Source organism: Psychroserpens ponticola, assembly GCF_023556315.2.
In the GTDB taxonomy this organism is placed as follows: Bacteria; Bacteroidota; Bacteroidia; order Flavobacteriales; family Flavobacteriaceae; genus Psychroserpens; species Psychroserpens ponticola.
Genome location: NZ_CP116221.1, coordinates 716,680 through 730,047, shown reverse-complemented (window position 1 = coordinate 730,047; position 13,368 = coordinate 716,680). Strand labels below are relative to the sequence as shown.

The window sequence follows — 13,368 nt, the reverse complement described above, 5'->3', positions numbered from 1 at the left end:
AATATTACTAATATTGTGTCATTCAGAACGAAGTGATAAATCTAAAAAATCCCGAACAAAACGTTCGGGATTTTTTATTACCTTGAAACCACTAATTAAACAACAGCATCATGAAAAATATTCTAGCAACCATAATCGGGTTAATTGTAGCCTCTTTAATTGTTTATATTTTCGAATCACTTATTGGTCAAAATTTATTTCCGTTACCAGAAGATGCAAATCCTATGGATATGGAATGGATAAAAAACAATATGGATCAAATACCAATGGGTTCAAAAATCTTTGTTGTCATTGGTCATTTTATGGGAATTGCAGCAGGAATGTTTGTTGCTGGATTAATTTCTAAAACGAGTATGATTCCTGCCTATATTGTTGGTTTACTTATGGTAGCAGCAACCTTTTTCAATATTTTCATGTTACCAAAAGAACTATGGTTCACAATTTCGGATGGTGCTTTGGCTTTTGTTGGGTTTTTAGTTGGAACATCAATAGCTAAAAAACAGATGTCAAAAACTTAAAAAATCAATTTAATTCTTGATTATCTTTTCAGTAAATGTAGACTTACTTGTTTTTATAGATAAAAAGTAAATTCCTTGATCAAATTCGGAAATATTCATTTTAATTAATTTCGAATTATTTTGGTCATATTTTACGGAGTTCACTAACTGTCCAGTCATTGAAAAAACTGTAATCTCCAGAATATTTTCATTAACCTCAATATTTATAAACTCATTAGAAGGGTTAGGATAAATATCTAACTCAGGTTTTTGATTTGAAACATCATTGACATTTAAAACCTCTTCATCTGGATTAATGGTTTGAATCAGTCTAAAACTTGACTCTGTACTTTCAGTAGTTGGGTTTGTTTGTTCTGTTAAAAACAAATCATATACCAATTGGTCTCCATCTATAACTGGGTAATCAGGATCGTTTTCGCTATTATAGCGTATTCGTAACCAAATGACAATATAATCATTAGCATCAATAGTTAAACTATTCCAAATCGTATCTCCATTAGACTCACTATCTGGAAATACATCATAGTCTAAAGGAGATGTAAAATTATTATCGTAATTAAGCCTTAAACTTCCTGTATAGTTTACATTAGTCGTATTGGTTAGCACTACGTAACTATCAAACCTATCTAGGCTTGGGTCTGGCGGATAATAATAAGGAAAAAACTTTATCTCAATCCCATTAACGGTTTCAACCCTTGGTTTCATACAGAGATTCTGTTCAAACATTTCACTATTATTTGTCGCAAAAGAGACATTAAATTGTTCAGGAACTACCTTATAACCATCTGAAAAATTAACCGTTGGAATTACCACATAATCACCTTGATCTAAACCAATAGGTGTTTCATAATAACCAGAATTAACAGGCAAAAAATTAGAAACAGACTCACCATTCTGCATCACATTAAATCGCAATGGATTTACAAAATCATTAGATCCAGTAGGAGTTCCGCAGTCTTCACTACCACTAGTAGATGCATTTCTATCAATAAATCCAAAAATGACATTTGAACCATCTGCATCTTCGCAAGTTGTAGTCACAGTATCAAAATTATTAACCATTTCACCAAGACTATCAAGTTCCATCTGATTATCATCAACACATAAGACGTTACCAAAAGTACTAAAGCCGCTAAATGTTTCTATAACTGAATCGTTTTTAAGATATAACGAATCAAATTGGTTTTCACTGATATCCAATACTCTCAAATTAGTTAAACAATTGAGATTTAAATTAATTAGTCCAACAGATGGATCCAATGCAAAACTATTCAATTCCTCGATAGTTGGTACTTGACAAAAATCTATATCTAATAAAGAATTCATCATATTTAGATTCAACAGGTTAGAACAATCTTGAAGGTTTACAGGAACGGGTTGAACTCCAACTCCTTGAGAACTTCCATAAAGAACATTAAACAACTGAAGGTGAGTTAGGTTGGTTAAACCAGAAACATCAATTGCAGTAAGATATTCAGTAGTAATTAAAATTCGCTCTACACTAGACATAAAAGTAAGATCTAAAATACCTATACCTGTATATTGAGGTATGCCTCCTACAAATCCAATCTCATAGAAATCAGCATTTTCTGCATTAAAAGTTTTGAGGTTAGTAAAGGATTCTAAACCTGTTAAATCAAAAATCACTCCTGATAAAATTAGATATTCAACAGCTTCTGCTTCACTTACTTGAATTTCACCATCATCATTAGTATCTGCATCTGCATCTGGAAAACCATCATTATCAATATCTACACAATTAAATGACGTTAAAACAAGTTTTAATTCAGAATCGGGTATATTAACAATTTGTGCTTGAGTTAGAGCAATTGAAAAGAAGAATAAAAATAGAGTGTAAAATATTTTCATACCCTTTAATTTAAATTAGTTTATACTACTAAGATACAATTATCTACAAAAGGTTACTACAATAGAATTTATATTTTCCGATTATAAAATTAAAAATCCAGCAAAAATAAAGGATCTGGACAATTATTCCTATAAAACTCCAAATCTTGTTTTGAACAAACACCAGGATAATCGCCAACATAATCCTGTATATCTTTTATAATCTGAAAATGCAAATGTGGTGGATAATCGCCATTAACTGAAGCATCGCCCAAAGTTGCAATTTGATCGCCTTTTTCAAACACCTGTCCTACTTTCAAACTCTGAATAGACGCTAAACTCAAATGACCATACAAGGTATAAAAACTAATGCCTTTTATTTTGTGTTCAAGAATAATCGTTGGACCATAATCGCCAAAATTGGTGTTGTTTTTAAAACTATGCACAACACCATCTAAAGGCGAATAAATTGGTGTTTTAGCAGCAATCCACAAATCAAGTCCTAAGTGAATATTCCGTTCGGTTTCTGGGTTTTTATTGTTGAAATAATTGCTTCGTTGGTAAATATTTCTAGTCTCAAGATAACCACCAAAAGCGATTTGCACTCCATTAGACTTGATATGGCTATTGATGTAATTTTCTAATGCTTCCGAAGATGTGACATTAATTGATTTAAGCGTATTGTTGGTTATAGATAAATCTAAAGCAACATATTGGTTTTTAGAAATATCCGTGTCAAATATTGAGCATTTAGGTAATGCTTTCAATAGGGCTTCTAATGACACTCTCATAACGTTATTTAACTTTCAGAGCAGCTTCTAATACTTTAGATTTATCTTTAGCGTATAGTAAAGTACTATCCATAGCAAAACATTTTCTAAAATTCTCTAGGGCTAGCAACGTATCACCTTTAACCAATAAAGCATCACCATAACTATCATATGTATTTGCTGATTTAGGAAACTCCTCAATATTTAATTTAAATATGGCTAATGCATCAGATGGTTTATTTTCATTTAAGAATGCATAACCTAACCAATTATTATCGCCTTCACTTACAACATAACCTATTGTATCAGTTTTCACCTTGTGATAAAATTCAATAGCATCTTTAACATTGGTATTATAAGTGCGTTTAGCCATCTCTTTATAAACACTTTTCCTTGGCATTACATAATGTTTCCCATCACTCATATTTCTAACATTATCTAATATAGGCCTATAATTCTCACCTGAATCATTAGTTAAAATAATGAAACCGTTTTTCGCATCTACTTCATTGTGTAAAAATGTAGCAAAACCAACCCATCCTCCTGAATGATTTACCACTATTGGCTCTCCTGGTTTAGATACCAAACCCCATCCAAAACCATATTCTGTAGCATCACCATTATTCAGTTTCCCAGGAGTCCATGCTTCATCTAAATAATCTTTAGGAATAATTGTGTGGTTAACTAATGCCATATTCCATTTGTACAAGTCTTCTAAAGTAGAATAAATCCCATCATCACCTCTTACACCATTGACGATATTGTAATCATTAATAATCAAATCTTTTTGATTCAATCCATATCGATATCCATACACTCGGTTCGGCATATTGGAATCTGCATCTATTTGATAAGAATACAAAGTTGTATTTCTCATTCCAACAGGATCAAAAATCTTTTGTTTTAAAAAGTCTCTGAAATGTTGTCCTGAAATTTTCTCAACTATAGAAGCCAAGACTATATAACCAGTATTACTGTATTCCCATTTTTCTCCTGGTTGAAAGTCTAGTTTTGGGTTAACACGATAAAATTCTTTTAAAACTTCATCATTTCCAAGAATATAAGTTTTGGTAGTATCTTCTTTTACAAAATTTCGAGCTATAATACGCTCATAATCTGTGAGTCCTGAAATATGATGTAAGAGGTGACGCACTGAAATATTATCATAAGGAAAATCTGTTAAAATGGTATTCACATTTTGATCGTACTCAATTTCTCCAGCTTCCTTTAATTTCATAATAGCCATTCCTGTAAATTGTTTACTTACAGAAGCCAATCGAAATTGAGATTTGAAGTTTAAAGAATCAATTGGATTAATAGAACGTAACCCATTAGAACTTTTAAAAACAACTTTACCATCTTCATACACCAAAATATTTCCGGTAGCTAAACCCTCAGCTTTCATGTCCATGATAAATCGAGTATACTTATTTTTCGTGTCTTCAGCGTTTGCTGTGTTCGTATCAGTTTTACATGAAAAAAAGCATGCCGAAATGAGACATACCAATGTGATCTGTTTTAAAAAAATCATAATGTTTTGATTATGTAGTTTTATGTGATAAATGTACAGTTTTAATTTTTAAGGACAACATCACTATACTTAGCATTCAGTACAATTGATTTCACCATCGTTTTACCATTAGGATAATTTTCAATGGTTTTATTACTCGTCATTACATTATTTAATTTTGATCGATTGCCTTTAAAATAAACGCTATACTCATTTTGAGGCAACGCTATTAAAGCCTCACTATTTTCTAAAATAATATTTAAATTAGAAAAAGAATCCGCAATATTAGCAATTGTCAAGTCACCAAAACTCCCATCAATAATTGCAGTATCCAACAGATTTCCGAGAACAATATCTGAAGAAATACTATTTAACATCATACCACCAACGGTTTGAATATGCGCATCTTCAACATATTTAATATTGAGTTCACCTAAACTCCATGTAGTAATATCGATAGGAGAATAAGATACATTGATGGAAGTCTCGCTTCCATCAATGTGATTTGCCACAAATACACCATGTGATATATCTGCTTTCATATTATTTATTACTGAAGACATTTTTAATTCGCCATGTCTCACATTCATTTTCAACTTTGCTTTTTTAGGCATTTTGATTTTAATTGTTTTTTTAACATTATGACTACTTGAAAACAAACTTCTACTATGATTTCTGCGTTCTAGTGCTTCATGGCGTTTTTCTAATAAATCTGCTCTTTCATCATGACGTTTCTCCATTACTTTAGCTCTAATTTCCATTTCTTTTTCACGATCTGCCATTCGCTTTTCTAAAATTAAAGCTCGCTTTTCCATTTTTTCTCCATACTTTTCTTGCCAAACTTCCATTTTTCTCGACCAATCTTCGTCAAACTCCTCTTCTATTTGTTCACTCCAAACTGCCATTTTAGCTTCATAATCTTTGCCAAATTTTTCTCCCCATTTTTCCATAGCTTTTTCGTAACCTGAGAAATCAACTTTTGCCATTTCTTTTCCCCAAACTTTCATTGCTTCCTCATTTTCTTTACCAAATTCTTTACTCCATTTGTTTAAATATGATTCTCCTTCCTTTTCATAAGCTTCTGTATCAAAGCTTACATTTGTAACTCCATCAGGTAATTCTGGTAATTCTGGCAATTCTGGCATAACTATTTGAGCCATTTCTGGCATCTCTGGCAACATTGGCATCTCTGGCATTTCAGGCATTTCTGCTATAAATAGATTTAAATCGCCTAAACTTTCAAGCGATTCTAAATCTAAATTCAAATCTTCTAAATCCAGATTTAAACTATGCAAATTACTCCAAGAACTGTGAGAACCTTCCGAGTTTATTTTTACATAATCTCCAGACCCTTCTACTTTAAGATTCCATTCTTTAAGTGCGTCTTGCAATTCTTCTTTAGATAGTTTTTCGCCTTCTATAAAAGCTTCAACTTCTAATGTGTTCTTGTTCCATGTATCGATTTCAATTTCTACATAGCTTGTATTTAAATCGATAATTACATCTTTAGTAACATCAATTTCCTTTGACAATTTTGTTAACTTTTGCTGCGCTGTGACACAAATTGTGAAACAGAAAAGCAATAGAAATAACGTGGTATATTTTGTTTTCATGGTTTTATTTTTGTTTTGAAATATCATTTCAATAAAGTCTTAAGTATTTAGTTTGGCTTCATCCGAAGCATTTAAATCATGTAATTGTTCTTTTAAGCGATACAATAAATTAAGACGTAATTTTAAATTATCAATCAAGGCACTAATGGTTAACTCATTTGGTCCATTTTCTGTAAGTTCTACCGAAAGACGTTTATACTCTTGATTTAACTCTGCAAGTCTTACAACATAACCATCAAAAAGTTCTTTATTTTCTGGAGTTTGCTTAATTTTAGATAATTCTAGACTGATATTTGCCAAATAATAATTTTCAACCCTTTTTAAATCTGGAGAAATATCTCCAAGTGACTTAAGTTGATCTTCACTGGTTTGATTATCATTAGTTACAACCTGATTTGTAATCGATTTTGGTTGCTGTGAGAACTTATATGCTCCAAAGACCAACCCAATTAAAACAACTATACTTGCCGCTATTTGTAAACTGCTGAAACGTTTTTTGATTGATGTTTCTTCAGGCAATGCGTTATCTAACTTTTCAAGAAAACGCGTTTCATGACCTTCGCTCATTTTTAATTGCGAATCCTTCTGATCATTTTCAAATAAATTTCTAAGATCTTGTGCCATTTTTAATGGGTGTTAAAAGTGCTTTTAATTTTGATTTCCCTCTTGAGAGTTGAGTTCTTGATGCGATTTCTGTAATATTTAAAATTTGAGAAATCTCCTGATGGTCATAACCTTCTACCAAATACAACATGACGACATATTGATATTTATCTGGTAATTTTTCGATGGCATCTTTTACCTCATCTACTGTTATTGTATCATCTACTAACCATTCGTTTTCATAATTTGAGTCGACTACTTTCAGGTGCACCTCATCTAATTCTTGCAAATGTTGCTTCTTAGATTTTAAACAGTCAATACATTTATTGATAACGATACGTTTTAACCAAGCTCCAAAAGTGACTTCAGCTTTAAACTGATCTAATTTTGAAAATGCTTTTACAAAAGCTTCTTGTACGATATCTTCAGCTTCCATTGAATCTTTCATAAAGCGCATAGCAACGATATACATGCCATCACAATACTGCTTATACAACTGCAGTTGAGCGATGCGATTATTTTGCCTACATTTTTCAATAATATTAGATTGTAACATCTAAAATTTCTTTTGGTTTGGTTAAATACCCAATAACTTTTATAAGCTATTTGATATCGGTTCACTTTAAAGACGACACAAAAAACAGAGTGTTGCAAAAAGGCTATACTTTTTTATAAAAATATAATAGATATCCTAAAAGTACGTTAAGTAATATTGTGATGTCATTGATTTACTAGTATCTTTATAACCCACTTTGAAATTAATATTTATTATGAATACGTTTTTAAAACGACTTCTTATTTTTTTGTCCATTGTAGCTATTGGACTTTTTCTTTATTCGCATTTTGTTGAAGACATTTTCTCTAACCGTTTAAGTCCGAAAGACACTGTTGAATTTAAATTAAACGATTTAAAATTAGAAGTTTTTTATAACAGACCTTCAAAAAAAGGACGTGAGGTTTTTGGCGCTTTAGTTCCATTTAATAAAGTTTGGCGAACTGGAGCAAATGAAGCAACGACTTTTGAAACTAATAAAAATTTGATGGTGGATGGCATTTATGTGCCTTCTGGTAAATATTCAATTTGGACAGTTCCAAATGATAGTGTCTGGAAAGTCATGCTTAACAAAAAGCAATATCCTTGGGGAGTTGATGAGCAAATGCAACCCTTATGGGATCCAAATTATGATCTTTTGGAGATAGATGTTGCCACAGAACATTTAGATAAAGTTGTAGAACAATTTACAATTGCATTTGATAACTCTACAGATGACCTTAAGCTAACTATGGCTTGGGACAAAACAAAAATTGCCGTACCTTTAGTGGTGTTAAAAGACAAAAAGGAATAAAGGCATTTGACCAAAAAATCGAAATCTTCTGCTTTACAACATAAAGAAGGTGTTTCTCAATCTGAAATCACTAACGCATCTTCTATTACAAAAATTCAACAACAGCGTAAAGCAAAACCAACTGCACAGGAATTAATTTCTCAAATTATTAAAGGCAATATTACTGCTTTAAGTAGAGCAATTACACTAGTTGAAAGTTCAAACCTCAAACATTTAGAACAAGCTAACGACGTTATAAAAGGGTGTTTACCATACGCAAATACGTCTATTAGAATTGGAATTACAGGCGTTCCTGGTGTTGGCAAAAGTACTTTTATTGAAGCTTTCGGAATGCATCTCACTTCCATTGGAAAGAAGGTTGCTGTTTTAGCTGTTGATCCTAGTAGCAGTTTAAGTAAAGGAAGTATTCTTGGTGACAAAACCAGAATGGAAGATTTGGTAAAAAATCAAAATGCATTCATTAGACCTTCACCTTCTGGAAATTCTTTAGGTGGTGTGGCTCGTAAAACTCGTGAAACCATTATTTTATGTGAAGCGGCTGGATTTGATACTATTATGATTGAAACTGTTGGTGTTGGACAAAGTGAAATTGCAGTACACAGTATGGTAGATTTCTTTCTGTTATTAAAATTAGCAGGTGCTGGAGATGAATTACAAGGCATTAAGCGAGGCATTATTGAAATGGCTGATGCGATTGCTATTAATAAAGCAGATGGCGATAACCTTAAAGCCGCAAAGCTTGCTAAAGTAGAATTTAATAGAGCTTTACATCTATATCCTCAAAAAAATTCTGAATGGCAACCAAAGGTCCTATTATGTAGTGCTTTAAATAGAGAAGGTATTGAAGATTTATGGAAGGTGGTACGTTCTTATATAGAACACTCAAAAGCGAACAATTACTTTGATCAAAATAGAACAGAACAAAATAAATTCTGGTTATTACAAACTATTGAAGACCGATTGAAATCTGATTTTTTTAATCAGACTACAATTAAAGACGCATTAAAACGTCAGTTACAATTAATTGAAGATAGTAAAACCACTCCATTTGTCGCTGCGGAATATTTGCTTAATTTATAAAATTCTTTTTATACCATTCCGCTTGCTTTTTTACAGCTTCTAACAAGGTGGTTTTCGGATTGTAATTCAGTAACTTTCTGGCTTTATCGATATTAGCTTTTGTTCGCGATTGATCTCCTGGACGCTTCGGAATGATATTAAGTTCTATTGATTTTCCTAAGATTTTTTCAACAGCTTCAATCCCTTCTTTTGTAGTATGCTCTACTTCTGTTCCTAGATTAATAGCTTCACCATTAACAACAGCTTCCTTACCAATAACACTAACAATTCCATCTACAATATCTTCTACATATGTAAAGCTTCGTAAATGTTTATCACTACCTTCAAATAATGGAAATGATTTTCCTTCTAGACCTAATGAAATAAGCTTAGTGTACATTTTTTCAGGTCGTTCTCTCGGACCAATAACAGAATACAATCTTAAAGAACAAGCCTTCAGTAGTTCTTCCCTACTCTTTTGCAAAACCAATTGTTCACCTGCTAATTTTGTAACTCCGTAATATGAAGCAGGCTTTGGCGCTTCGTCTTCCGTAAATGTGGCAACCAAACCATAAATTGAAGAGGTACTAATATTTATAAAGAGTTTTAAATTAGAACAAGACAAGGCGAAATCGACTAAATTCTTGGTAGCAAAAACATTATTAGACAAATAATCTTCAAAAGTTGACGTTTGAGAAATACCTGGTTGCGCTGCAAAATGAAAAATATAATTGAAATCATTTGGCATATCTTCAGCAAAAGTTGAATCACATAAATCTTTTTTAAGAATAGGAATCCCTTTTTCAGTTAAAGCCTTAGCATTCAGATGCTTTAAATCTAAGCTATAGTAATCATTAAAATTATCTAATGCAACGACCTCATGCCCCAAACTATGTAGACGTTCAGCAGTGTGAGAACCAATAAAACCAACTGCACCTGTAACTAGTATTTTCATTTATACAATTTGTAGTCGCAAATTAACAATTTTTAAAACAAACCAAATCAACAACAAGCTTATAAAAAAGAATATTTTTGCAATACAAAGATTCTAGTCATGTCATTTAAATTCACCATAATTATTCCTATCTATAATGAGAAAGACAATTTAAAGCGTCTTGAAGAAGAATTATTGGCATTTATTCAAACGTCAACAATAACTACAAAAGTTTTACTTATTAATGATGGTTCAACAGACGAGAGTCAAATTAGTATTGAATCTATTTGTAATAGAAATAAAAACTTTAGTTTCTTATTATTTGATACTAACTACGGATTAAGTACTGCTCTAAAAGCAGGATTTGATTATACAGACACTGAATTTGTTGGATATATTGATGCCGATTTGCAAACTTCTCCAAAAGATTTTAATTCATTATTAGAACATATCAGCACCTATGATTTGGTGACAGGTGTTCGTAAAAACAGAAATGATGGGTTTATAAAAAAGATATCTTCAAAAATAGCAAATAGCATTCGTAGAGCTTTTACCAATGATGGAATGGATGATACTGGCTGTCCATTAAAAGTAATTAAAACCGAATATGCAAAACGGATTCCAATGTTTAGAGGTTTGCATCGATTTTTACCTGCAATGATTCTTCTACAAGGCGGAACTGTTAAACAAATTCCTATTCAACATTTCCCAAGACTAGCCGGAACTTCAAAATTTGGAATAACAAATCGATTACTTGGACCATTAATTGATTGCTTTGCTTACTTATGGATGAAGAAAAAAAGAATTCATTATAAGGTTAGTAAACAACAGCTTTAATCTTAATTTTCATCATATTTCTTTTGAAGAAATTTAAAAAGCCTGTAAAACAAGAAGCCTGAAAACGATCCAAATAACATGCCGCTTAACACATCTAAAGGATAATGAACACCAACATAAATTCTACTATAACCCATAGCTACAGCCCAAACAAATAAGAGATATGGCAAGTATTTGTATTTAGATCGTAACATTAAACTGATAAATACTGCAACAGACATTGAATTAGAAGCGTGACCAGAGAAATACCCAAATTTACCACCACACGAATCTTTAACCAACCTAATGATATCATTTATTTCAGAATTATAACAAGGTCGCATACGCATGACCAACACTTTTTTAAACAGGTTTGTGATTTGATCTGTGAATGTTATCATCAGTATTATAACCAGAATCGTGACTAAAAACATTTTCATTGTAAGCCGTTTGTACAATAAATAGAGTAGCACTGCATAAAACGGAATCCAATTAAACTTGGTGGTATAAAACATCCAAAAACCATCCCATGCTTCTGTACCTAATCCGTTTAGGTACACAAATAATTCGGTATCAAATTGTACTAATTCTTCTAACATTAGTCGTCGTATCTAGAAACTTCTCTATCGTAAAAATCGGTTGCAGACTGGATAAGATTTTCAGCTTCTGCCTCAATTTCTTTCTGATCGTGCTCATCAAACTCTTCAAACCATTCTACATCATCATCTTCGAGATTGATAATAAATCGAGGAAACTCAGTATGAATAACATAAATCGCATTGGGATGATCTGTATTATCACCTAGTATGAATTTTGGAAGTTCCATGAAATAAAATTTTAGTCTTAACTGTTAGTTGAATTCAAAATTAACTTTTTAGTTAGATAATTAAACCTAATAAACAATAAAATTGCAGCGACTGTTAATCCTGCTATTAATCCTAGCCAAATTCCGAAGCTACCATAAGCATCTTCTTTACCCAAATAATAGCTAATTGGAAATCCGATCATCCAATAAGACACAAACGTAATCACAGTTGGAATTTTAACATCTTGCAATCCTCTTAAAGCACCCAAAACAACCACTTGAATTCCATCACTTATCTGAAAAATAGCAGCAGCAATCATTAGTTTAGATGCGATACTCACAACTTCAATATTGTCTATTAAATTTTCGGCATCCTTATAATCTACATATAATTTGGGAAGTTGATTATGAAAGATAAAGAAAAGTATAGCAAAGCATGTCGATAAAATAATAGCTAATAAAAAAATTGAAAATGCAATGCGTCTTAATTCAAAATATTGATGCAGTCCTTTTTGATTTCCAACTCTAATCATAGAAGCCACACTTAGTCCCATAACAACCATAAAGGTCATTGACGATAAATTTAATGCTATTTGATTAGCCGCTTGAGGATTCTTTCCTAGCAAACCACTAAGCCAAATTGCAGCTGTAAATATCGCGACTTCAAAAAACATTTGCATAGCACTTGGATATCCTAAGTTGATTACTTTTTTAAGCATTAATTTATCCAATACGAATAACTTAATATTAGTCACATAAGCTTTAGATTTCTCTTTTTTAGCAAGTAACCACCAAAGATAAATGACCATAATAATTCTAGAAACAAGAGTCCCATATGCAGCACCAACGATTCCCAATTCAGGAAAACCAAACTTCCCAAAGATGAGTAGATAGTTTAATACTACATTAACTAAATTAGCTAAAACGGTAGCATACATAGGATATCTCGTCATTGAAAGCCCGTCACTAAATTGTTTAAACGCTTGAAAAATTATTAAAGGAATTAAAGAAAATGCGACAAGATTAAGATATGGTAAAGCAAGTTCTACAACCTCAACGGGTTGCTTCATAAAATACAGGAGTGGTTTGGCTAAAAAAACAGACAAAAATAATACTAATCCTAAAATGGCACATAAAAACAAACCATGCTTAAATGAAGATTTACCTTCATTAAAATTTTTTGCGGCATCAGCCTCAGCAACAATTGGTGTGATTGCTGTAGAAAACCCAATACCAATAGACATGGCGATGAACATAAAGCTATTTCCTAAGGATACTGCAGCTAATTCTGCTGTTCCAAGCTGACCAACCATGATGTTATCAATAAACTGAACAAAGGTATGGCCTAGCATTCCTAGCATTACTGGAGCAGCTAATTTCCAATTAAGTTTAAATTCTTTTGTGTAATCTGATAAAGTCAATGCTATAATTTTAAGTCATCAAAGGTAAGTCTTTACTGTATATTTGAAGTTAAATAGCTCTTTTTTGTAAAAAAATGGAACACAATAGATTGGCAATTATAGCGTTATGAACTTAAATTGTTAAT

General features: G+C 31.8%; 14 protein-coding genes. 4 read left to right on the top strand and 10 right to left on the bottom strand.

Annotated elements, in window-relative coordinates; translation table 11 throughout:
• Positions 1 to 110: 110 nt before the first annotated feature.
• Positions 111 to 518: a hypothetical protein gene (locus MUN68_RS03175; protein ID WP_249995271.1), complete on the top strand. Its 408-nt coding sequence runs from the start codon at positions 111 to 113 to the stop codon at positions 516 to 518.
• A 9-nt stretch (positions 519 to 527) separates the two neighbouring features.
• Here the strand turns inward: MUN68_RS03175 and MUN68_RS03170 are convergent, their stop codons facing one another.
• The 6 genes from MUN68_RS03170 to MUN68_RS03145 all read right to left on the bottom strand — a co-directional run bounded on the left by MUN68_RS03170 (position 528) and on the right by MUN68_RS03145 (position 7,418).
• A complete protein-coding gene (locus MUN68_RS03170; protein WP_249995270.1) occupies positions 528 to 2,387 on the bottom strand; it encodes a T9SS type A sorting domain-containing protein in 1,860 nt (619 codons plus the stop codon).
• Between the two features lie 89 nt (positions 2,388 to 2,476).
• Positions 2,477 to 3,157 carry a peptidoglycan DD-metalloendopeptidase family protein gene (locus tag MUN68_RS03165; RefSeq protein WP_249995269.1) on the bottom strand — a complete coding sequence of 227 codons (681 nt, stop codon included), beginning with the start codon at positions 3,155 to 3,157 and terminating at the stop codon, positions 2,477 to 2,479.
• A 4-nt stretch (positions 3,158 to 3,161) separates the two neighbouring features.
• Positions 3,162 to 4,667 (bottom strand): serine hydrolase domain-containing protein, encoded by a 1,506-nt coding sequence (locus MUN68_RS03160; RefSeq protein WP_249995268.1) that lies wholly within the window; start codon positions 4,665 to 4,667, stop codon positions 3,162 to 3,164.
• Between the two features lie 41 nt (positions 4,668 to 4,708).
• Entirely contained in the window at positions 4,709 to 6,178 is a 1,470-nt protein-coding gene (locus MUN68_RS03155; RefSeq protein WP_249995267.1) for a hypothetical protein, read from the bottom strand.
• Positions 6,179 to 6,298: 120 nt separating this feature from the next.
• Positions 6,299 to 6,883, bottom strand: coding sequence for a hypothetical protein (locus MUN68_RS03150; RefSeq protein ID WP_249995266.1), 585 nt, complete (start codon positions 6,881 to 6,883; stop codon positions 6,299 to 6,301).
• The gene (locus MUN68_RS03145; protein ID WP_249995265.1) at positions 6,867 to 7,418 is read right to left on the bottom strand and encodes an RNA polymerase sigma factor; all 552 of its coding nucleotides are present in this window, start codon (positions 7,416 to 7,418) and stop codon (positions 6,867 to 6,869) included. Before MUN68_RS03145 ends, MUN68_RS03150 begins: the two co-directional genes overlap by 17 nt.
• Before the next feature lie 214 nt (positions 7,419 to 7,632).
• Here MUN68_RS03145 and MUN68_RS03140 point away from each other — a divergent pair, with 214 nt between their 5' ends.
• Together MUN68_RS03140 and meaB are read left to right on the top strand one after the other, a co-directional pair.
• Positions 7,633 to 8,208, top strand: a complete 576-nt coding sequence (locus tag MUN68_RS03140; protein ID WP_249995264.1) for a DUF2911 domain-containing protein — start codon at positions 7,633 to 7,635, stop codon at positions 8,206 to 8,208.
• Positions 8,209 to 8,214: 6 nt separating this feature from the next.
• Positions 8,215 to 9,288, top strand: a complete 1,074-nt coding sequence (meaB, locus tag MUN68_RS03135; RefSeq protein WP_249995263.1) for a methylmalonyl Co-A mutase-associated GTPase MeaB — start codon at positions 8,215 to 8,217, stop codon at positions 9,286 to 9,288.
• Here the strand turns inward: meaB and MUN68_RS03130 are convergent.
• Positions 9,278 to 10,222 (bottom strand): NAD-dependent epimerase/dehydratase family protein, encoded by a 945-nt coding sequence (locus MUN68_RS03130; RefSeq protein ID WP_249995262.1) that lies wholly within the window; start codon positions 10,220 to 10,222, stop codon positions 9,278 to 9,280. The two genes, meaB and MUN68_RS03130, sit on opposite strands and share 11 nt — an antisense overlap.
• Before the next feature lie 99 nt (positions 10,223 to 10,321).
• Here MUN68_RS03130 and MUN68_RS03125 point away from each other — a divergent pair, with 99 nt between their 5' ends.
• The gene (locus MUN68_RS03125) at positions 10,322 to 11,038 is read left to right on the top strand and encodes a glycosyltransferase (protein ID WP_249995261.1); all 717 of its coding nucleotides are present in this window, start codon (positions 10,322 to 10,324) and stop codon (positions 11,036 to 11,038) included.
• Between the two features lie 2 nt (positions 11,039 to 11,040).
• On the opposite strand, the gene MUN68_RS03120 is transcribed toward MUN68_RS03125, so the two are convergent.
• The 3 genes from MUN68_RS03120 to MUN68_RS03110 are packed head-to-tail and all read right to left on the bottom strand — an operon-like array spanning position 11,041 to position 13,243.
• On the bottom strand, positions 11,041 to 11,616 hold the full coding sequence (locus MUN68_RS03120) for a phosphatase PAP2 family protein (RefSeq protein ID WP_249995260.1): 576 nt from the start codon (positions 11,614 to 11,616) through the stop codon (positions 11,041 to 11,043).
• Entirely contained in the window at positions 11,616 to 11,843 is a 228-nt protein-coding gene (locus MUN68_RS03115) for a hypothetical protein (protein ID WP_249995259.1), read from the bottom strand. The genes MUN68_RS03120 and MUN68_RS03115 overlap by 1 nt, the downstream gene beginning before the upstream one ends.
• A gap of 17 nt (positions 11,844 to 11,860) precedes the next feature.
• Positions 11,861 to 13,243: an MATE family efflux transporter gene (locus tag MUN68_RS03110; protein ID WP_249995258.1), complete on the bottom strand. Its 1,383-nt coding sequence runs from the start codon at positions 13,241 to 13,243 to the stop codon at positions 11,861 to 11,863.
• Positions 13,244 to 13,368 lie beyond the last annotated feature (125 nt).

Excerpts from the sequence above, each read along its gene's own strand:
- MUN68_RS03115 (WP_249995259.1), bottom strand. The coding sequence starts at position 11,843 with ATGGAACTTCCAAAATTCATACTAGGTGATAATACAGATCATCCCAAT.
- MUN68_RS03170 (WP_249995270.1), bottom strand. The coding sequence starts at position 2,387 with ATGAAAATATTTTACACTCTATTTTTATTCTTCTTTTCAATTGCTCTA.
- MUN68_RS03160 (WP_249995268.1), bottom strand. The coding sequence starts at position 4,667 with ATGATTTTTTTAAAACAGATCACATTGGTATGTCTCATTTCGGCATGC.
- MUN68_RS03120 (WP_249995260.1), bottom strand. The coding sequence starts at position 11,616 with ATGTTAGAAGAATTAGTACAATTTGATACCGAATTATTTGTGTACCTA.
- MUN68_RS03145 (WP_249995265.1), bottom strand. The coding sequence starts at position 7,418 with ATGTTACAATCTAATATTATTGAAAAATGTAGGCAAAATAATCGCATC.
- MUN68_RS03165 (WP_249995269.1), bottom strand. The coding sequence starts at position 3,157 with ATGAGAGTGTCATTAGAAGCCCTATTGAAAGCATTACCTAAATGCTCA.
- MUN68_RS03150 (WP_249995266.1), bottom strand. The coding sequence starts at position 6,883 with ATGGCACAAGATCTTAGAAATTTATTTGAAAATGATCAGAAGGATTCG.
- MUN68_RS03140 (WP_249995264.1), top strand. The coding sequence starts at position 7,633 with ATGAATACGTTTTTAAAACGACTTCTTATTTTTTTGTCCATTGTAGCT.
- MUN68_RS03175 (WP_249995271.1), top strand. The coding sequence starts at position 111 with ATGAAAAATATTCTAGCAACCATAATCGGGTTAATTGTAGCCTCTTTA.
- MUN68_RS03125 (WP_249995261.1), top strand. The coding sequence starts at position 10,322 with ATGTCATTTAAATTCACCATAATTATTCCTATCTATAATGAGAAAGAC.
- MUN68_RS03130 (WP_249995262.1), bottom strand. The coding sequence starts at position 10,222 with ATGAAAATACTAGTTACAGGTGCAGTTGGTTTTATTGGTTCTCACACT.